This window comes from Rhizobium sp. TH2 (genome assembly GCF_024707525.1).
Taxonomy (GTDB): Bacteria; Pseudomonadota; Alphaproteobacteria; order Rhizobiales; family Rhizobiaceae; genus Rhizobium_E.
On sequence record NZ_CP062231.1, the window covers coordinates 4,582,023 to 4,600,120 of the forward strand.

At 61.8% G+C, this 18,098-nt stretch carries 16 protein-coding genes; 4 read left to right on the plus strand and 12 right to left on the minus strand.

From position 1 onward, the window contains the following. Positions 1-101: 101 nt before the first annotated feature. Genes IHQ71_RS22475 through IHQ71_RS22490 form a run of 4 tightly spaced genes read right to left on the minus strand, consistent with a single transcriptional unit; the run spans position 102 to position 4,733 of the window. Positions 102-350 (minus strand): hypothetical protein, encoded by a 249-nt coding sequence (locus IHQ71_RS22475; protein ID WP_258158641.1) that lies wholly within the window; start codon positions 348-350, stop codon positions 102-104. A gap of 3 nt (positions 351-353) precedes the next feature. After that, positions 354-1,571 carry an aminomethyltransferase family protein gene (locus IHQ71_RS22480; protein ID WP_258158642.1) on the minus strand — a complete coding sequence of 406 codons (1,218 nt, stop codon included), beginning with the start codon at positions 1,569-1,571 and terminating at the stop codon, positions 354-356. After that, entirely contained in the window at positions 1,568-3,127 is a 1,560-nt protein-coding gene (locus IHQ71_RS22485; protein WP_258158643.1) for an NAD(P)/FAD-dependent oxidoreductase, read from the minus strand. Before IHQ71_RS22485 ends, IHQ71_RS22480 begins: the two co-directional genes overlap by 4 nt. Continuing rightward, the gene (locus IHQ71_RS22490; protein ID WP_258158644.1) at positions 3,114-4,733 is read right to left on the minus strand and encodes an NAD(P)/FAD-dependent oxidoreductase; all 1,620 of its coding nucleotides are present in this window, start codon (positions 4,731-4,733) and stop codon (positions 3,114-3,116) included. Before IHQ71_RS22490 ends, IHQ71_RS22485 begins: the two co-directional genes overlap by 14 nt. Positions 4,734-4,887: 154 nt before the next feature. On the opposite strand from IHQ71_RS22490, the gene IHQ71_RS22495 reads away from it, so the two are divergent. The 4 genes from IHQ71_RS22495 to IHQ71_RS22510 all read left to right on the plus strand — a co-directional run bounded on the left by IHQ71_RS22495 (position 4,888) and on the right by IHQ71_RS22510 (position 8,993). Beyond that, positions 4,888-5,676 carry a class I SAM-dependent methyltransferase gene (locus IHQ71_RS22495; protein WP_258158645.1) on the plus strand — a complete coding sequence of 263 codons (789 nt, stop codon included), beginning with the start codon at positions 4,888-4,890 and terminating at the stop codon, positions 5,674-5,676. A gap of 44 nt (positions 5,677-5,720) precedes the next feature. Continuing rightward, a complete protein-coding gene (gene betI / locus IHQ71_RS22500) occupies positions 5,721-6,368 on the plus strand; it encodes a transcriptional regulator BetI (protein ID WP_258158646.1) in 648 nt (215 codons plus the stop codon). 100 nt (positions 6,369-6,468) lie between these two features. Then, a complete protein-coding gene (locus tag IHQ71_RS22505; RefSeq protein WP_258158647.1) occupies positions 6,469-7,746 on the plus strand; it encodes a hypothetical protein in 1,278 nt (425 codons plus the stop codon). A gap of 134 nt (positions 7,747-7,880) precedes the next feature. Next, positions 7,881-8,993: an acetate/propionate family kinase gene (locus tag IHQ71_RS22510; protein ID WP_258158648.1), complete on the plus strand. Its 1,113-nt coding sequence runs from the start codon at positions 7,881-7,883 to the stop codon at positions 8,991-8,993. On the opposite strand, the gene IHQ71_RS22515 is transcribed toward IHQ71_RS22510, so the two are convergent. From IHQ71_RS22515 to IHQ71_RS22545, 8 genes are all read right to left on the minus strand, one after another. Beyond that, entirely contained in the window at positions 8,990-10,072 is a 1,083-nt protein-coding gene (locus IHQ71_RS22515) for a DUF917 domain-containing protein (protein WP_258158649.1), read from the minus strand. The genes IHQ71_RS22510 and IHQ71_RS22515 overlap by 4 nt on opposite strands. A 13-nt stretch (positions 10,073-10,085) precedes the next feature. Beyond that, positions 10,086-11,168: a DUF917 domain-containing protein gene (locus tag IHQ71_RS22520; protein WP_258158650.1), complete on the minus strand. Its 1,083-nt coding sequence runs from the start codon at positions 11,166-11,168 to the stop codon at positions 10,086-10,088. After that, positions 11,158-12,723 carry a hydantoinase/oxoprolinase family protein gene (locus IHQ71_RS22525; protein ID WP_258158651.1) on the minus strand — a complete coding sequence of 522 codons (1,566 nt, stop codon included), beginning with the start codon at positions 12,721-12,723 and terminating at the stop codon, positions 11,158-11,160. The genes IHQ71_RS22520 and IHQ71_RS22525 overlap by 11 nt, the downstream gene beginning before the upstream one ends. Continuing rightward, the gene (locus tag IHQ71_RS31930) at positions 12,720-13,622 is read right to left on the minus strand and encodes an ABC transporter ATP-binding protein (protein ID WP_308737875.1); all 903 of its coding nucleotides are present in this window, start codon (positions 13,620-13,622) and stop codon (positions 12,720-12,722) included. Before IHQ71_RS31930 ends, IHQ71_RS22525 begins: the two co-directional genes overlap by 4 nt. Next, the gene (locus IHQ71_RS31935; RefSeq protein WP_308737876.1) at positions 13,619-14,464 is read right to left on the minus strand and encodes an ABC transporter ATP-binding protein; all 846 of its coding nucleotides are present in this window, start codon (positions 14,462-14,464) and stop codon (positions 13,619-13,621) included. The genes IHQ71_RS31930 and IHQ71_RS31935 overlap by 4 nt, the downstream gene beginning before the upstream one ends. Beyond that, the gene (locus IHQ71_RS22535) at positions 14,461-15,348 is read right to left on the minus strand and encodes an ABC transporter permease (RefSeq protein WP_258158652.1); all 888 of its coding nucleotides are present in this window, start codon (positions 15,346-15,348) and stop codon (positions 14,461-14,463) included. Before IHQ71_RS22535 ends, IHQ71_RS31935 begins: the two co-directional genes overlap by 4 nt. Beyond that, positions 15,348-16,370 carry an ABC transporter permease gene (locus tag IHQ71_RS22540; protein ID WP_258158653.1) on the minus strand — a complete coding sequence of 341 codons (1,023 nt, stop codon included), beginning with the start codon at positions 16,368-16,370 and terminating at the stop codon, positions 15,348-15,350. Before IHQ71_RS22540 ends, IHQ71_RS22535 begins: the two co-directional genes overlap by 1 nt. Positions 16,371-16,498: 128 nt before the next feature. Beyond that, entirely contained in the window at positions 16,499-18,064 is a 1,566-nt protein-coding gene (locus IHQ71_RS22545) for an ABC transporter substrate-binding protein (RefSeq protein ID WP_258158654.1), read from the minus strand. Positions 18,065-18,098 lie beyond the last annotated feature (34 nt).

An 18,098-nucleotide genomic window follows, 5' to 3' on the forward strand; every position in this document is an offset into this window, starting at 1 on the left:
TTCATTTTGAATGTGCGTTCAGTCAATATCGCAGAAATGGGCTGATGTGGCAATCCCGGAGCCGCTCGAATTCTCCGGAAAACGCTAGGCTGGATACGAGTTCAGCCGAGTTCCCTACGCATCCGTTCTACCTTCTCGATCCACGCATGGCCCATCTTGTAGGCCTTGAGCGCATCGACCGCGTCTTCGTGGTCGATGCGCGAACAGATGCGGTAGATTTCCAGCACTTCGGCGCTCATTTCACCGGCCCGGTAGAAATACATGGCGGCGGCATAGCGCGCGCGGCCGGACCATTCCTCGCCCGCCGGGGTGAGGATCAGTTTCCAGTTGCTGAGCGCTTCGTCATCCATGGCTCACATCAGGCCGGGCGGATTGGCGCCGCGTCGATCGAGCTTGATAAAGGGTCGTGGCACGATTTTCACCCGCTTCATCAGCTTGCTGTAATTGAGCTCGCGCAGCGCATAGATCTCGACCGAGAGATCATCAGTGATCCGGTTGCCATAGGGCCGGGTGAGGCTGGCGATCGCGATGTTCTTCTTGAGCAGCGGCGACCAGGCCGAGGCGGTGACGATGCCGCATTCCTTGCGCTTGTTGTGATAGATCAGCGACAGCGGCCCTGCGACATTGCCCTCGACCTCGAGGCCAACGAGGATGTGCTTCAGCGTCTTCTTCTCGCGCGCCTTGACGATGGCATTGCGGCCGTTGAAGTTCGGCTTGTCGAGATCGATCATCCAGTCGAGCCCAATCTCGTCGGGCAATCTGAGACGATCCTCGCGGAGCGCCGTTTCCGATGTTACGAAATCCGCGTTCGCCACGATGAAGCCCGCCTCGATGCGCGCATGGTTGAGCGCGGCATAGCCGATCGCCCGCATGCGGTTCTTCTCGCCCACGGCCGCGAGGCGATCCCAGAGGCTGAGTGCCTGATCGCGATGGCAGAACAATTCGTAGCCGAGATCGCCCGTGAAGCCGGTGCGCGAGATCACCACCGTGCCACCTTCGTGCGGGAATTCCGCAAGCTGGAAAACCTTCAGCTTGTCGACGCCCTCGAAACCTGCATCGCGCAGCACCGCCCAAGAGGTCGGCCCTTGCAGCGCCAAGCCGGCAATCTCGGTGCTCTCGTCGGTGATCCTGACATCGAAGCCTTCGGCACTATCGAGCAGCCACGGCAGATGCCGCTCCTGCGAACACAGGCGAAAACGCTTCGGCGCGAGCCGGAACAGCGTGCCATCGTCCAGCACATGGCCGTGGTCGTCGCACCAGGCCGTGTAGTGTACGCGGCCGACGCCCAGCTTGCGCACATCGCGGAGCGTCAGCCGGTTGCAGAAAGCTTCAGCACCGGGACCCTCGATCCGGTACTTTGTCATCGGCGAGATATCGAACAAAGCCGCCGTCGAGCGGATGGCAAAATATTCGAGTTCCTCGTCGGCGAGCGAATGCGGCGCCTTATAGCCCGACCAGTGATACCAGTCGTTGTTGATATTCAGCGCTTCGAGCCGTTGATGGAAGGGCGTTTCGAGTAGCGGCGTCAGGATGTCGCCCGGACGGCGGCCGGTTGGTACGGTCTGGTTCATGTTCCCCTCCGGGACAATATGTGGCGTGCGGCATTGCGGCCAGGCAGGCCTGAAATACCGCCGCCGGGATGGCTGCCGGCGCTGCCGAGGTAGAGGCCGTCGAGCGGCGTGTCATAGCCCGAGACGGCGAATGTCGGCCGGTTGATGAGAAGCTGATCGACTTGCAACTCGCCGTGATGCCAGTGGCCGCCAGGCATATTGAAGTCGCGCTCGATATCGACCGGCGTCAGCAATTCGCTCGCCTTGACCGAAGCGCCGATACCGGGCGCATGCCGCTCCAACACGGCCATGATGGCGGCGAGGAATTTCGGCTTGCCGGCCTCCCAGCCCTCTTTCAAATCGTAAGGCGCATACTGTACATTTGCCGACAGCACCGCTCCGCCTGCTGGCGCCAGCGACGGATCGGTCAGGCTCGGCAGCGTGATTTCCATCACCGGATCGGGCGAAAACTCGCCATATTTTGACGGGTTGAACGCATCCTCGACGTGCCGCACCGAGCGCGCGATCACCAGCCGGCCCTTGAGATCGCCGTGGCTGACCCCCATGAATTCCGGAATCTTGTCGAGTGCCAGATGCAGCTTGGCGGTGTCGCCCTTGCTGCGGATATGCTTGAGGCTCATCGACAGATGCGTGTCGATCTCGCCCGGCGCCACCAAATTGCGTAACGTCGTCACCGGATGGATCGCCGAGACGATCGCCTTGGCGCCGATCTCCTCGCCGCTGGCAAGCACCACGCCTGTCGCCTTGCCCTTGTCCGAGACGATTTTCGCGACCGGCGCATTCAGGCGTATCTCAACGCCATACCGCTTCGCTGCTTGTTCAAGCGCGGCAACGATGGAACCCATCCCACCCTTCGGCACGAACTGACCGCCGGTCCGGACCAGCGCCTCGCCGGTGAGACGATAGTAAAGGCCGAGCAATGAAGTTGGCGAACGCGGGCCTAGATGAATGCCGAGCACCGCATCGAAAGCGATCAACGCCTTCAGCCGGTCGTCGGTCAGGTATTCGTCGGCGATGTCGGCGACGTTCATCAGCGCCATGCGGGCGAAATCGCGCGCCTCATCGCGGCCCTGGCGGATCAGGCTTAGACCCGTCAAGCCGAGATCGATGAATTCCTTGACGCCAGCCTCGCCGGGCCGAGGCGGACGCTTGGCCAGAAACCGGCCGAGAATGCTCGCCTGCATCATCAGCTTCTTGCGCATCGTTGCGAAGGCCTTGCCCTCTTCTAGCGCCACGCCATCCACCGTTTCGCCATAGGCACCACGCAGCACTGCCGGTCCGCGTTCGGGATCAAGCACGACAGTCGGCGCAAGCTCCGTGGTGAACAGCGAAGTATCGAGCCCCAGTTCCTTCACCACATGAGGCGACAGCCGGTTGACGATGTGCGCAAGGCCGCCAGTGCGATAGCCGGGCGCGAATTCATGGCCACGCGCAGCACCGCCAAGCGCGCCGGATGCCTCCAGAACCACGACCTTGCGGCCGGCCTTGGCGAGCAGGCCTGCGGCGACCAGCCCGTTGTGCCCGCCGCCGATGATGATTGCGTCAAAGGATGTCATGGGCGGGGCTCATATGATCACGGGATTTCTTGAGGTCGCGCAGCACTTCTGCTGCGGCGTTGCGGCCGGGGGCGCCCATCACGCCACCTCCGGGATGGGTCGAGGACCCGCACATATAAAGCCCGTCGATCGGGCTGCGATATTGCGCGTAGCCCGGCACCGGGCGATTGAACAGCAGCTGATCGAATGTCAGTTCGCCCTGGAAGATATTGCCTTCGGTCAGGCCGACCTCGGCCTCCAGTTCGCGCGGCGTGCGCACTTCCATGTGCAGGATCCGGTCGCGGAAGCCCGGCGAATAGTCGGCGATCTGACTGACCACGGTCTCGGCAAAGGCATCGCGGTCAGCATCGGTCCAGTCCTTGCCCTCCACCTTCGGCGGGCAATATTGCACGAAGCAGCTCATGAAATGCTTGCCCGGTTCGGCCATGGTTGGGTCGAGCGTGGTTGGGATCATCGCATCGAGGAAAGGATCGTCCGACCAGCGCCCGGCCTTCCAGTCGTCATAGGCGCGCTCTATACGCTCGACGGAATCGGTGAAATGCAGGTCGCCCTTGACGCAGGTCGACCCCTTGGGCAGGGCCGGGAATTCCGGCATGCCGTCGAGCGCGATATTCACCTTGCCTGACGAGCCGCGCATCTTGAAATGCTTGACGCGGTGGACGAATTTTTCCGGCAAGTCCTTCTCATCGACCAGCTTGAGGAAAGTGCGCTTCACGTCCGCATTGGAAATCGTCAGCTTGCCCAGCACCTCCTCGCCCGAGGCAAGTGCCACGCCCGCGGCACGGCCGTTCTTGACGATGACCTTGGAGACTTCGGCATCTGTTTTGATCGTGCCACCGGCAGCCTGGAAGCTCGAAGCGAGCGAACGCGTCACCGCGCCCATGCCGCCTCGCGCATAGCCCCATGCGCCGACCGAGCCATCGACCTCGCCCATATAGTGATGCAGCAGCACATAAGCCGTACCCGGTGACATCGGCCCGAGCGCGGTGCCGATAATGCCGGAGATCGCCAGATAGGCCTTGATGATATCGGTCTCGAAATACTCGTCGAGGAAGTCCGAGATCGACATGGTCCAGAAGCGCAGCGTCTGGGCCATCTGTTCGGGGCTGAACTCGCCCATCTTCCTGGCGAGGAACATCAGTTCGCCGATATCGCGTGGCTTGAAGGAGAAAGGATCGGGCGCGGTGCGCATCAGGAGCGGCTGGATGAACCGGCACTGGCGCGTCACGTCGCGGGCATAGCGTTCATAGGCCTCGGCATCGCGGGCCGAATAGCGGGCGAATTCGCGGCGATGCTGGTCGTGGTCGCGATAGCTCGCGAGATAGCCGCCATCGCGGTCGAGCACGGCGCCGCCCTCATAGGCGACGATCTGCAGGCCATGCTTCGGCAGTTCGAGATCGCGCATGATCTCAGGCCGGAACAGCGAACAGACATAGGAACAGTTCGAATAGTAGACGCCCTTGGAAAGCTCGCGGCTGGTGGCGGCGCCGCCAACCCAGCCGTTCTTTTCCACCACGCAGACCTCCAGCCCCGCCCGCTGCAGATAGCCGGCGGTGACAAGGCCGTTGTGGCCGCCGCCGATGATGACAGCATCATATGTCTTCATGCTCGTTCCCCGTTATGACTAGGAAACTGGCATAGGAGACCACGGCTTGTCCATAGATTTTGAATGAACATTCAGTCAGAATGTTGCAATTCGTTGAAATCGCGCTATGATTTCTGTATCAAGGATATCGCAAACCCTGGGGATGGAGCAGCGCATGATGACCGAAGCCGAGCCGGAATATGACGACATCCACATGCGCTTCCTGGAACTCCTCTGGGGCGACGGCTACCTGTCGCCGGGCGGCCCGGCGGAGGTCGATCGGGTGCTGGATCGATTCGGGATCAGGGGCAAGGATGTACTCGATATCGGCTGCGGCTCGGGTGGCATCACGCTGCATATTGCCAAGCGATTCGAGCCCCGCACCATCACCGGCTTCGATGTCGAAAAACCCGTCATCACGGAAGCGACACGCCGCGCACGGGAAGCTGGACTGAGCGACCGAGTCTTCTTCGTCCAGGCAGCGCCCGGCCGCCTGCCCTTCGAGGATGCGAGCTTCGACGTGGTCTTCTCCAAGGATGCCATGGTCCATATTCCCGACAAGGAAGCGATCTTCGCCGACATCCTCCGCGTGCTCAGGCCCGGCGGCCTGTTCGCTGCCTCGGACTGGCTGATCGGCCACGACGACGAGCCGTCGCAGGACATGAAGGACTATATCAAGGCCGAGGGCTTGTCCTTCGGCATGGGCTCGCCGAAGCGCTACAAGGACGCAATGACCAAGGCGGGCTTCACCGATGTCCGCACCGAGAGCCGCAACGCCTGGTATCGCGAGGAGGCGCGCCGCGAGTTGAATCGCCTGCAGGGCGAACTATATGAGCAGGCAGTCGCGCTGACGAGCAAGGCCTTCGTGGAGAAGAACCTCCGCACATGGCGAGCCATGCAAAAGGTTCTTGACAGCGGCGAGCATTGCCCTACGCATCTGAGTGCAACCAAACCACGCGCCTGATTCACCTTGAAGGCCGTGGAAAATACGGGAAACTTACCAAGCCGATGAACATCGTGCCGGTCATGGAAGGCGAGAGGAAGAGCCGCAAGGCCTCCAAGGAAACGCGCCAGCAGCAGCTTATCGAGGCGACGATCGAATCGCTCGCCAAGCGTGGATATTCCGATACGACGCTAGCCAATGTCGCCGATGGAGCCGGCCTGTCGCGCGGCATCGTCAATTTCCATTTCGAAAGCAAGGAAAAGCTGCTCGTCGCCACGCTGCAATACATGGCGGACGAATATGCCAGCCACTGGAGCTCGGCGCTCGAAAAGGCCAACGACAGCGCCGCCGGCAAGATCTGGGCCTTGGTCAACGCCGATTTCGACCGCCGCATCTGCACAAAGCGCAAGCTCGCCGCCTGGTGCGCCTTCTGGGGCGAAGCCAAGTCGCGCCCAACGTATCAGGCGCTCTGCGGCGCCAGCGACCTCAACTACCAGAAGACGTTCACCGACCTCTGCGCCGAGCTGAAGTCGGAAGGCGGCTATGCCTATGACCCCGAGCCGATGGCACTCGGCATCTGCGCGATGATGGAAGGCCTGTGGTTCCGGCTGATGATGAACGACGGACTGACGCGCGAAAAGGCGCTTGCCGCGGCGATCGAGTATGTCGCCGCCGTATTCCCCAGGCATATTTCCGCCGATGGCGTGAAATAAGCCGAGGCTCTAAGCCGTACCACATTGCAGGACGGCCGCGGACCTATTGAGTTGCGGCCGCATTCCTGTCTGAAATCCGGTACGTTCGATGGAGTGCCTCATGCGCCTGTGCGTAGCCCTTGCCCTGTTGCTGCTGACCTGCAGTTCGTCGCTGGCCGCCGAAGCCGTCACCTACAAGGGCACGATCGGCAAGACCCCCATCATCCTGGAACTGGCGGAAGCCAACGAAAGCGGCGAGTTCGTCGGGCGCTATGCCTATCTCTCCAGGGGCGGCGACATTCCTCTTCATGGCACGACCAATGCCGATGGTAGGCTCGCAATCCAGGAAGAGGCGCCCTGCACGAAAGAACTATGCCGGGATGCCAAGGATGAAATCGTCGAGAAGGCCCCGATCGGGGCCGAATGGACATTGCGCAAAAGCGACGACGAGCAAAAACTGACCGGCTCGTGGAAGGACATCAAGTCAGGCAAGACGCTTGACCTGAAATTCGCCCTCGTCGCGAGCCGCAAGCTTCCCGACGGCGATGGCGGCGTCACGCTTTACAGCCTCGATCCTTCATCGGTGGCAAGGATTGACGATCACTCCCTGATCACCCAGGCCGACTTGCCCTATGATTTCCTCAAGATGGATGTGCCGCTGAAAAAGGGGGCCGAGGTCAAATACGGCGATGGTGTCTACAGGCTGGACATGGACCCGCGCGTCGAGGTGGAATTCCCGACAATAGTCAGGATCGGCAAGACAGACATCGCACCGATCAATGCCTATCTCCACCAGCAGCGGCTGCAGTTCTCGTTCAACTCGTTCTACTGCCTCTCCAAGGCCTATCTAGGCATGGATTGGTCGGGATCGGGTGGCGAGGGCGGCATGGGTTACGACGGCCCGCCGTCGGTCGTGGTCAATCTTCTCACGCCGCGATTGCTCGGGATTTCGGAAGGCGGCAGCTTCTTTTGCGGCGGCGCCTATCCCGATAATTTCCTCCGCTACCAGCTCGCCGACGTGAAGACCGGCAAGCCGCTGGAGCCGGAAACATTGCTGAAGGGCTGGGTCGCGAAAGACGCCGACGGCAAGATCGTCGATCCGTCCACCGTCGAGGACAAGAGCGATCTCAAGTTCGGCCCGAGCGACGAGCTGATCAAATATGTCAACGATAAGAGGGACCGCTCCGACGCTTCGCGCGATGAGGAATGCGGGCTTTCCGATCTGGTCACCAGCAATCTCGGCGTCTATTTCACGCAAGACGAAATGATCTTCACACTCAAGAATCTTCCCCATGTCATCTTCGCCTGCGGAGACGATCTCGTGACAGTTCCGCTCAAGGATGCAAGGCCATTGTTAACCGATGCCGGCGCGAGATACTTCGCCGTGCTTGACCGTTAGCCGCGTTTAGGCTGCTATCGGTCTCCACGAACTGGAACCGACGGCATGAGTCTCGATATCGATGCCATACTCGCTCCTTGCCGGCCGCGGTTTTCCTCCGCGCTTGCCGAGACGCATCGACAGGGCCGCATCCAATGATCGAAACGCTGCTTGTCCTCGACACCGGATCATCGGTCCTGAAGTTCCAGGTCTTCGCCAGCGACAATCTCACGGTGCTGATGCGCGGCAAGGTGAGCGGAATAGGCACGCGGGCTGCGCTCGAGGCAAGCGTGGAAGGCTCCGACGAGGTTATCAAGGACATCCTCGCTTCAAGCGGCCATGATGCAGCGTTGCTGGCCGTTCTCAACCTCATCGACAGGCATGACGACGGCTGGAAGATCATGGCAGTCGTCCATCGTGTCGTCCATGGAGGGCAGCAGTTCGTCGAGCCGGTGATCGTCACGCCAGCCATCCTGTCGAAGCTCGAAGCATTGATTCCATTGGCGCCCCTGCACCAGCCCTACAATCTGGCTGGTATCGAGGCTTCGCACGAGCTTGCCGTCCATGCGGCTGATATCGCCTGCTTCGATACCGCATTCCACGCGCAGCAGGACCCGCTTTTTACGACGTTCGCCATAGAGGCCGAGCTTCGTGACAAGGGCGTCCGGAAATATGGCTCCCACGGGATATCCTATGAATGGATATCCAGCGTGCTCGCCAAGGATCATCCGCGTCTCGCGTCTGGCCGGGTGGTCGCCGCTCATCTCGGCAATGGCGCCAGCCTCTGCGCGATCAGGGACGGCAGGAGCGTGGACACGACCATGGGTATGACGGCGCTCGACGGCCTGCCGATGGGCACCCGCAGCGGCGCCATCGATCCCGGCGCGGTCACCTTCATGCTCCGCGAACTCGGCATGGGCGCGATCGACGTCGAGGATATGCTCTACGAACGCTCCGGCCTCAAGGGCCTCTCCGGCATTTCAGGCGATGTCGAGACTCTGCTTGCCAGCAGCGATCCCCGCGCCGCTTTCGCACTTGATTATTTCGCGCTGAAGGTGGCGCAGTATGCGGCGATGATGGCCACCTCCATGGGCGGCATCGACGCCTTGGTCTTCACCGGCGGCATCGGCGAAAACGCCGCGCCGGTGCGTGAGGCGATCATCAAGCGCCTCGCCTTCCTCGGCGGATTTAAGACCATCGTCATCCCCTCAAATGAGGAGCTGATGATGGCACTGCATGCGCGCGAATTGCTGCGCAGCCGCAGCTAGGCGAAATCGAACGGCTTGTAATCCACATCGTAGCCGAAATAGCGCGGCCCGACGAGCGCAATGCCCTCGGGCGTACGCCATTGCGGATTGCAGGGGAATGCAAGTGCGACAAGCCGCAGGCCGTATTTCAGCGAATCCGCCGTTACCGGATTGCCACTGTCGGCTTCCAGTAGCGTGATCAGCTCAGGCGTGGTGACCAGCACTTCGCCATCGCGCTCCGCCATCAGGAATTCGTTCTGGAAATCGAGCTTGAACGTGTGGCCACGCCAGTCCTCGACGCCGTCGAACCAGGCGCTGCCGCGCGCGAAACCGCCGATCGTGCGCCGGTCGATATCCTTGACGCGGCCGTGGAAGATCACCTTTGCGCCCAGCATCTCGACGATCGCATCGACCGGTTCGAGATGCGCAGCGCGCGCTTCGCGTAGAGTGAGGCCGAGATTGGCGCAGAGCGTCAGCGTGCCGCGCACCACCGCTTTCTTGGCGGTCTTGCCATCCATTGGATAGAAGGCGAGCAGCGCCGAGCCGCCCATCTCCACGGTCGCCGCGCGCGCCAGCCGCTCGGTCCAGGCATTGCTCACCGTCTCCAGTACGATCGAATTGCCCTTGTCGTCGCAAAGCACCATCGGGGTCGCCGACACGCCGTGCATGGTGAAGGTCACCATCTGCAGCTCGGGATAGGCGCGGCCCATGCCATCGCCATCGACCAGCGGCAGGCCGCTGGCGGCCGCCACCACGAAGGGCGTCGTGGAATTGACACCCCCCGCCTCGCCGCACAGCACGGCGTCGATCTTGCGGCCAAGCAGCTGTTCTAGTTGACGAAACGCGGTCATCAGTTCGTCGCCCTGCGGCAGCTTCTCCGTCATCACGGTCGGCGCGCCCATCATGCAGACGGGCACGACGAGCGCGTCGTCGGACAATTCCTCGATATCGATGATCTTGACCGGCCCGTGCTTGCGGATCGCCTGCTGGGCCATCAGCTTGCCGACATAGGGATCTCCGCCGCCGCCGGTGCCCATGATCGCGCCGCCGATGGCGATGTCTTCCATGTCCTCGGCATAGACCGTACGCAGGATTTTCATGGTCTGGTCCTTCTCAGAGCGGTTTGAAGGTGAGGTCGGGATAGCCGAAGGCGGCCGGGCCGACGATTTCGAGCGCGCGCGGCGTTTTCATCAGGTCGTGCACGGGCAGCCCGATGACCGCGACCCGCTGGCCATAGCGCAACATCTCGGTGGTGATCGGCTCGCCGGTCTCGAGTTCGAGATTCATGATCAGATCGGGCACCATGATCACTGCCTCGCCATCGACCCAGAGCACGAGGTTCTCGTTCTGGATGGCGATCTCGGCCTCCGATCCGGCCCAGTCACCGACGCCCGATATCTTCGCCGTGCCACGCGAAAAGCCGCCGACCAGGTTGCGCTCGATATCGGTGATCTTGCCGGTGAAGAACAGCTTGGCACCCGTCTCCTCGACAATCCGCTCGACGACATTCTGATGTTTTGCACGCGCACTAAGCACCGTATTACCGATGCTGATCGCCTGCGTGACCGTGCCGGGCACTGCCGTCTTGCGGATGAAATCACCCCGCATCGGGGCCACGGCAAAGCCCGCGCCCGCACCCATGCCGACGGAGACGTCGCGCGCGAAACGCTCCAGCCAGAACATATCGACCATGTCGCGGAACACCACGACATTGCCCTTGTCGTCGGCGATCGCAGCGGGTGACGGCTTGGCGCCATAGATGAAGAACGTCGTCATCTGCACCTCGGGAAACGCCCTCCCCATGCCGTCGCCATCGACCACCGGAAGGCCGGCGAGACCCGCCACGATGATCGGCTCCATGGAATTGGCGCCACCGATCTCGGCCGATATGACCGCCGACATCTTGACGCCCGCGGCCTCCTCGACCGCCATCATGGCGCGGTGGCATTCGCCACCTTCCTCGACCTTCTCGACCCCGACGACAGGCGCGCCGATACCGCCGCATTCGCCGACCCAGGCATCATCCGGCAGCGCTTCGAGTGGCATGATTTCGATCTTCGCGCCCTTGCGCAGAAGTTCGCGCGTACGCAGCATGCCGATATAGGGATTGCCGCCGCCGCCGGTTCCCAGCAGCGCCGCGCCGAGCGCCAGCGGCTGAAGATCGGCTTCTTCGAGTATCTTGAAATCACGCGGCATTTTTGGCTCCCGCGACATGAAGCTCACCCACGGCCTTGACCCGAACGCGCGTCGCATTACCCGGCAGGTAGGCGAGCGGCACATCCTCGACATCGACGATCTCGATGCTCTCACGTAGCGCTCCGGCAGCCACGGCGGCATCGATCGCGCGCGCCTTGGCATCATTGAGCGCCTGTTCGCGGCCGATCTCGGCCAGCGCATAGACACGGTCGATCTCGCCCGACACCTGGGCGATAGCTGCGCCCACGGCATTGGCAACGCCGAAATGGTTGGGCTTGATCACCTGCAATCCGCCGATGGGGCCGTTGACGAGGATCGAGCCGCCACCGACGACGATCACGGGCAGCGGATCGGGCGACAGCCGCGAGCGCTCGACGCAATCCTCCAGCATGGCGAGGATCTTGGCCTGCGTGCGATCGAGCAGATCCTTGTCGAGATGGCCGACCTTGCCCTTGTCGCCGAGATCAGCATTGCCGGCGGCGACCGTGACGTCGGTCGTCGTCAGCGTCGAGCCGCCGAAGATCAGTGCTTCGCTCTTGATCCGGTAACCGACCGATGTCGGGCCGACCTTGATGCCATCAGGGCCATCTATGACCAACGACCCACCACCGAGACCGATGGAGAAGACATCAGGCATGCGGAAATTGGTGCGCACGCCGCCGACTTCGACCGCAACCGTCGCCTGGCGCGGAAAGCCCTTCTGCAGCGAGCCGACGTCCGATGTCGTGCCGCCGATATCGACGACGATCGCATCATGCACGCCGGACAGGAACGCTGCGCCGCGCATGGAATTGGTCGGTCCGGAAGCGAAGGTCAGCACCGGGAATTGTTCGGCGAACGCCGCATCCATGAGCGTACCGTCGTTCTGGGTCAGGAAGAACCGCCCCCTGATGCCGGTCTCGGCAATGGCGTTGCGGAAGGCCTCGATGACATGCGCCGAGAGATCGCGCAGGCACGCATTCATGATCGCGGCATTCTCGCGTTCGAGCAGGCCGATGCGGCCGATCTCGCTCGAAAGGGTGATATGCGCGCCGGGTATCGCCTTGGCGAAGATCTCGCCCGCCCGCTTCTCGAATTCGTTCGAGACCGGTGAGAACACCGACGTGATGGCGATCGTGTTAATACCCCTGGACTGGATTTCCCCGGCGATACCGAGCAGTTCTTCTTCGTTGAGCGGCGAGATCACGCGGCCGTCAAATTCATTACCGCCATGGGCCAGCCAAGTGTGATTGCCGATCGCCTTTTTCAAATCCTCTGGCCAATCGACCATCGGCGGCAGCGAGGCCGTAGCCGGCAGGCCGAGTCGTACGGCGGCTGTCTGCGCAAGATCGCGCCGCTGCACCACCGCATTGGTGAAATGCGTCGTGCCGATCATCACCACGTCGATCGCGCTCGCATCCATCTTCGATTCCGCGAGCACGTCCTTGAGCGCGTTGACCACACCGGTCATCACATCCGGCGTGGTGGCGGATTTCACGCCGGCAATCACGTCGTTACCGTTCATCACGACGGCGTCGGTATTGGTGCCGCCGACGTCGATCCCAATTCTAATCATCCTGGTTGTTCCTCATTGAAACTATTCTTGGTATTCAACGCCCTGATTTCGATGAGCTTCTCGGCCGTTGGAATCTCACCATCGATCAGCGGAATCTTGGGGCGCATCGCTTCCTCCTCGGCCGAGATCACCGGCACCGAAGCGAGGAGCAGACGCGTGTAATCGTGCTGCGGGTTGACGAAGACATCAGCTGTCGGGCCGGTCTCGACGATCTTGCCGCGATAGAGGATTCCGACCCGGCCGGCGAAATTCCGCATCAGGCTGAGGTCGTGGGAAATGAACAGGAAGGTCAGGTCGAGTCTCCGGCCGAGATCGACCAGCAGGTCGATCACCCGCGCCTGCACCGATACGTCAAGCGCCGAGGTCGGCTCATCGAGCACCACCAGCTTCGGCGCCACGGCGAGTGCGCGGGCGATGGCCACGCGCTGCTTCTGTCCGCCTGAGAGCTCATGTGGGAACCTCTCTGCGAAATTCGCCGGCAGTTGCACCATTTCGAGCAGTTCGGAGATTCGCCGCGCGCGATCCTTGGCGGGGTGGCCATGGGCATCGAGCGGCACCGCAACGGACTGCCCCACGGTGCGGCGCGGATTGAGCGACGAGCCGGGATTCTGGAACACCATCTGCACCTTTTTGCCATGGGCGCGGCTGCCGAAGCTGCTGGCGATGCTCTCTCCGTCGATCAGGATTTCGCCAGATGTTGGCGTCTCCAGCCCCATGATCATCCGGGCGATGGTCGATTTACCCGAGCCGCTCTCACCGGCCAGGCCATAGACCGCGCCACGCTCGATCGAGAAGCTGACATCATCGACGGCGCGGACATCGCCCGTGTGGCGGCCGAACGCGTTGCGAATGGGGAAGAACTTGCTGAGGCTACGGATTTCCAGCATTGGTGCGCTCATGAGCCCACCTCCGCCCGGCCGAACTGCATGCCGCCCGTCAGGCGTGGCACCGCCGCTATGAGGTCGCGTGTATATTGGTCCTTCGGTGCTTCGAAGATCTGGCTCGTCGGCCCTTCCTCCACGACCACGCCCTTATTCATCACATAGACATGGTGCGAGGTTTCGCGCACGACACCGAGATTATGGGTGATCATCAGCAACGCCAAGCCCCGCGCCTCGACAAGATCCTTGAGCAGCTTCAGGATCTGCGCCTGTGTCGTTACATCGAGCGCCGTGCCCGGCTCGTCGGCGATCAGGAGCTTCGGCTCGCTCAGCAACGCCATGGCGATCAGGATGCGCTGGCGCATGCCTCCCGAAAGCTGGATCGGATAGGATTGCGTCACCCGCTCGGGGTCGCGCATGCGGACCTGTTCGAGCACCTCATGGACGCGAGCCATGCGCTCGCGCCGGCCGCGCCCACGGCCAAGCCGCTTGTCGGCATATTTCAGGATCGTGCCCATCTGGTCGCCGATGGTGAAGACCGGATTGAGCGAACTCATCGGATCCTGGAACACCATCGACATCGCCGTGCCACGCAGCTTCAGCCGCTCGGCACTCGGCATGGTCAGCAGGTCCGCGCCATCGTAGAGGATGCGGCCCGAGGTGATCCGCGCCGGCGGCTCGCGCAGCAGGCCCATGATCGCCTTCATGGTGACCGTCTTGCCCGAACCGCTCTCGCCGACCAGCGCCACCTGCGAATGGGCGGGCACGTCGAGCGACACAGTGTGCAGCACCTTGCTGGTGCGGCCATAGGTCGAGAATTCGACGGAGAGATCGCGAACGGAAAGCAGTGCCTCGCTCATCGGACCTCCTGCACATCGAAGAGGTCGCGCAAGCCATCGCCCAGCAGATTGAAGCCGAGCGCGATGAACAGGATGGCGAAACCCGGCAGGATCGATTCCCACCAATAATCCGGCAGGAAGGCCGAGCCCTGCGACACCATCGTGCCGAGATCAGGCGTCGGCGGCTGGATGCCGAGTCCGAGGAAGGAGAGCGAGGCACCGACCAGGATGACGAAACCGCAATCGAGCGACGTCTTGACCGCGATCGCCGAGACGCAATTGGGCAGGATCTCGCGAAAGAGGATGTGGAATTTCGACGCGCCCAGCGTTTCCGCCGCCTCGACGAATTCCTGGCCTCGCAGTTGCCGAGTAATCGAGTAGATCAGCCGCGTATGCCAGGTCCACCAGAGCGCGGCGATCGCCAGCATAGAGTTGATCAAATCGGGCGATAGCACGGCAGCCACCGCCAGCGCCATGACCAGCGGCGGAATGGCGAGCGCGATGTCGGTGAGGCGCATGATGATCGTTTCAGTCCAGCCACCGAAATAGCCGGCGAGCAGGCCGAGCACCGTTCCAACAGGTATCGCGGTTCCCAGCACGACCAACGCCAGCAGCAGCGAAATGCGTGCGCCAAAAATCACGCGGGTGAAGATATCGCGGCCAACATTGTCGGTGCCGAACCAGTATTCCCCCGATGGCGGCAGATGGCGCGCCCGGAAATTGACCACCGCGCCGACATGCTCCGGATAGGGCGTGATATAAGGCGCCAGGATCGCAGCGAGGATCGAGATGATGACGATGGCCGCGCCGATCACGGCGGTGGGATTGCGCGAGAACCGGTACCAGTTCTGGTAGGTGTTGGAGAGCCGCATGGGCTCGGTGGAAACGGTCTCGAATTCGGCCATCAGCGACGCCCCCGAATGCGGACACGCGGATCGACGAAGCCGACGAGCAGGTCGATGAGGAGGTTGACGACCACGAAGAAGACACCCGAGACGATGACGACGCCCATCACCGCATTGAGGTCTTTCTGCAAAATGGTGCGCACGCCATAAGCAGCCATACCGGGCCAGGCGAAGACCAGTTCGACCACGAAAGCATTACCGATCAGGGACGCGAATTCCAGGCCCGAGATTGTCAGCGGCGGCACGAAGGCAGGCCGCAGCATGTATTTGAATACCCTTAGCCGTTCAGGCACGCCGAAGGCGCGCGCCGCCTCGATATAATCCTGGCTCGAAACATCGATCATCGAGGCGCGGGTGATACGGGCTATCTGGCCCATGGTCGCGGCCGCCAGTGCGATCGACGGCAAAAGGAGATAACGCAACGACTCGCCAAACACATCCCAACGCCAGTGAAGGATCGAATCCACCGTCATCAGCCCGGTGATATCGGGCGAGAAGGCCATGTTGGGCGGCAGTCGTCCTGTCGTCGGCAGTATATGCAGCACATAACCTGCAAGAATCTGCAGCAGCAGCGCAAGAAAGAAGCTCGGCGTTACGGCGGATATGATGGCGACCAGCCGCACGGCATTGTCGGGCCATTTATCCTTCCAGCGCGCGGCGGCGACGCCGAGTGGTACGCCGATGACGAAGGCGATGGTGATCGTCGCCAACACCAGTTCGAAGGTCGCGGCGAATGTGTCCCTGATATCGTCGTTGACGGGCCGTTCGGTCAGCAGCGACTTGCCAAGATCACCTTGGACCAGCCCTGTGACGAACCTGCCATACTGCTCGTAAAGCGGACGGTCGAGGCCGAGCTTGCTGTTGAGATCAGCCACCTGTTCCTGTGTAGCACGCGGTCCCAGCGCCAGTCGTGCCGGATCGCCGGGCATGCCGCGCGCAATCGCGAAGATCACGATCGACAGGCCGACAAGGACCAGGATCGACCACAACACGCGCCGGGCAAGGAAGAGGAGAAATTCCAACTGCGCCACTCCATGTTGCGCGGAAAAGGTGGAAACGATGAGAAAAGGGCAGAGCGGGCCGGAGGTTGGCCCGAACCCGCGCTGCCAAGGCCAGCCCCTGGGAAATCGGGGCTGGGCCGGGGAACCGCTTACGGGCAGGTCCAGCTATAGCGCGTGAAGTCATAGTCGAAGGACTGCATCGGCACGGCGTTGAAGCCGGTCAGGCATTTGTCCATCGCATGCTGCACGTTCTGGGTCAGCAGGAAGACGTCGGACTGCATCTCGACGAGCTTCTTCTGCAGTTCCTTGTAGTATTCCGCCTGCTTGGCGACATCGCCGGTGGCGCGGGCGTCGTCGATCAGCTTGTCGATCGCGGGATCGTTGACCCATTCCATCGACATCCATGTCCCAGCCGACTTCGAGTGGTATTGGCTGTAGAACATCGAATCCGGCGACGGATAGGTCGGGCCGAAGAAGATCTGGTTGACCGCAGGCGTCGTCTCGACCTTGCCGGCAATTTCAGTGATCCTGTTCCACGGGTCAGCCTGCTGGGTGACCTTGAAGCCGATCTGTTCGAGATTGGCCTGCATCAACAGGCTGATTTCTTCCTCGAACTTGGTGCCTGCGACATAGCCGAGCGTGATATCGATCGGCTGGCCGGCATATTTGGATTTCGCGACTTCGGCCTTTGCTGCCTCGAGGTCGTATGTCGGCGCGGCGATGCTGGAGTCGTAGAACTCTGCAAAGGCCGGCGGCAGAGGCCCGTTCATGTCACCACCTGGGAAGATAACCTCCTTGATGGTCTTGTAGTCTGTGGCGAGTGCGATGGCGCGGCGGATATGCACGTCGTCGGTCGGCGCGACCTTCGAATTGAGCTTGAGATAAAAGGCTGTCGTCGTCGGCTCGGTCACGACGTTAAAACGCCCCATCGCTTCCAATGCCTTGTAGGTCTCGGGCGACTGATACTGGCTGGACATCGTCAACTCGCCGGAGGCGGCAAGCGAACGAACCGTTGCCTCGTCATTGGTGATGATCCAGCGCACTTCGTCGATCGGGCCTTTGCCGAAACCCTTGTAGTAGTCCGTGTCGCGGACAACAGTCATCTTGGCGCCGCGATCCCATTCCTTGAGCGTGTAGGCGCCGGCGCCGGCGACATTGGTCGCAAAATAGGCCTGGCCATCATCGGTGCCTTCATTGGCCTTGGCGACCTTGGAATTGACGATGAAGATTGCCGGAACCGCAGTCAGGAACGGCGAGAAGGTCTTGGAAAGCGTGAATTTGACCGTCTTGTCGTCGACCGCCGTCACCGAACCCGGCTTGAGGATATCCAGGAACAAGGTCGCCGGACCCTGGTTGATCCTAAGCAGGCGATCGACGGAATAGACGACGTCGGCAGCGGTCACCGGCGTGCCATCGGAGAACTTCGCGTCGGCGCGGATCTTGAAGGTCACTTCCCTGGCATCGTCCGATACGGTCCAGCTTTCCGCCAGTTCGGGTATCAGGCTGCCCTTGGAATCGACGCTGATCAGGCCGTCGTAGAGGTTCACGGCGGCCATGTAGTCGGTGTAGTCGGAAATCTTGGCCGGATCGATCGTGCCGAAGATCTGCACGGTGTTCATCGTGACGACGGTCTCGGCCTTGGCCGAGGTAAGGCCGGCACCGCCGGCAATAAGAGCCGCGACCGCGGTGGATGCGAAAATCCTGAGCTTGCTCATGCTGTCTCCCAGTTGAAAAACGAGTTCCCGGTGC

Excerpts from the sequence above, each read along its gene's own strand:
- IHQ71_RS22510 (WP_258158648.1), top strand. The coding sequence starts at position 7,881 with ATGATCGAAACGCTGCTTGTCCTCGACACCGGATCATCGGTCCTGAAG.
- IHQ71_RS22515 (WP_258158649.1), bottom strand. The coding sequence starts at position 10,072 with ATGAAAATCCTGCGTACGGTCTATGCCGAGGACATGGAAGACATCGCC.
- IHQ71_RS22480 (WP_258158642.1), bottom strand. The coding sequence starts at position 1,571 with ATGAACCAGACCGTACCAACCGGCCGCCGTCCGGGCGACATCCTGACG.
- IHQ71_RS22505 (WP_258158647.1), top strand. The coding sequence starts at position 6,469 with ATGCGCCTGTGCGTAGCCCTTGCCCTGTTGCTGCTGACCTGCAGTTCG.
- IHQ71_RS22485 (WP_258158643.1), bottom strand. The coding sequence starts at position 3,127 with ATGACATCCTTTGACGCAATCATCATCGGCGGCGGGCACAACGGGCTG.
- IHQ71_RS22490 (WP_258158644.1), bottom strand. The coding sequence starts at position 4,733 with ATGAAGACATATGATGCTGTCATCATCGGCGGCGGCCACAACGGCCTT.
- IHQ71_RS31930 (WP_308737875.1), bottom strand. The coding sequence starts at position 13,622 with ATGAGCGCACCAATGCTGGAAATCCGTAGCCTCAGCAAGTTCTTCCCC.
- IHQ71_RS22520 (WP_258158650.1), bottom strand. The coding sequence starts at position 11,168 with ATGCCGCGTGATTTCAAGATACTCGAAGAAGCCGATCTTCAGCCGCTG.
- IHQ71_RS22475 (WP_258158641.1), bottom strand. The coding sequence starts at position 350 with ATGGATGACGAAGCGCTCAGCAACTGGAAACTGATCCTCACCCCGGCG.
- IHQ71_RS22495 (WP_258158645.1), top strand. The coding sequence starts at position 4,888 with ATGATGACCGAAGCCGAGCCGGAATATGACGACATCCACATGCGCTTC.
- IHQ71_RS31935 (WP_308737876.1), bottom strand. The coding sequence starts at position 14,464 with ATGAGCGAGGCACTGCTTTCCGTTCGCGATCTCTCCGTCGAATTCTCG.
- IHQ71_RS22545 (WP_258158654.1), bottom strand. The coding sequence starts at position 18,064 with ATGAGCAAGCTCAGGATTTTCGCATCCACCGCGGTCGCGGCTCTTATT.
- IHQ71_RS22525 (WP_258158651.1), bottom strand. The coding sequence starts at position 12,723 with ATGATTAGAATTGGGATCGACGTCGGCGGCACCAATACCGACGCCGTC.
- betI (WP_258158646.1), top strand. The coding sequence starts at position 5,721 with ATGAACATCGTGCCGGTCATGGAAGGCGAGAGGAAGAGCCGCAAGGCC.
- IHQ71_RS22535 (WP_258158652.1), bottom strand. The coding sequence starts at position 15,348 with ATGGCCGAATTCGAGACCGTTTCCACCGAGCCCATGCGGCTCTCCAAC.